This window comes from Pseudonocardia halophobica (assembly GCF_027922425.1).
GTDB lineage: Bacteria > Actinomycetota > Actinomycetes > Mycobacteriales > Pseudonocardiaceae > Pseudonocardia > Pseudonocardia halophobica.
Genome location: NZ_BSFQ01000301.1, coordinates 1 through 512, shown reverse-complemented (window position 1 = coordinate 512; position 512 = coordinate 1). Strand labels below are relative to the sequence as shown.

Annotated in this window: 2 protein-coding genes; both read left to right on the top strand. The window is 62.7% G+C overall.

Annotation, left to right across the window (positions count from 1 at the left end):
• A partial coding sequence (locus PKE99_RS39505; RefSeq protein WP_271215195.1) for a cbb3-type cytochrome c oxidase subunit II occupies window positions 1–329 on the top strand: 329 nt, incomplete at its 5' end.
• Window positions 330–339: 10 nt separating this feature from the next.
• A partial coding sequence (locus tag PKE99_RS39500) for a cbb3-type cytochrome c oxidase subunit 3 (RefSeq protein ID WP_369075896.1) occupies window positions 340–512 on the top strand: 173 nt, incomplete at its 3' end.

Sequence of the window (512 nt, the reverse complement as noted above, 5' to 3'; positions counted from 1 at the left end):
CTGTGGTGCCGGAATCGGTGATGCCGAAGTATGAGTTCCTGATGGGCAACGTCATCGACGCCCGCTACATCAAGGACTCGATGTCGGCCAACCGTCTGGTCGGTGTTCCCTATACCGACGAGATGATGGAGAATGCCGTGGCCGACTTTGCGGCGCAGGCTTCGCCCGATGCCGATACCGAGGGCCTTCTGGCGCGGTATCCCAAGGCGCAGACCCGCAACTTCGACGGCCAGCCGCAGCTGACCGAGATGGATGCGCTGATCGCCTATCTGCAAATGCTGGGCACGCTGGTCGACTTCTCGACCTTCCAGCCGGATCCGGCGCGGTAAGGAGGGGGATATGGACGTTTATAGCCTTCTCCGCCACTTCGCCGACAGTTGGATGCTTCTGTTCATGACGCTGGTGTTCGTGGGCGTGGTTTTCTACGCCTCCCGCCCCGGCAGTCGCAAGGCACAGAACGAAGCCGCCACGTCGATCTTCCGCAACGAGACGCGGCCCGCCGCGTCCGGGGC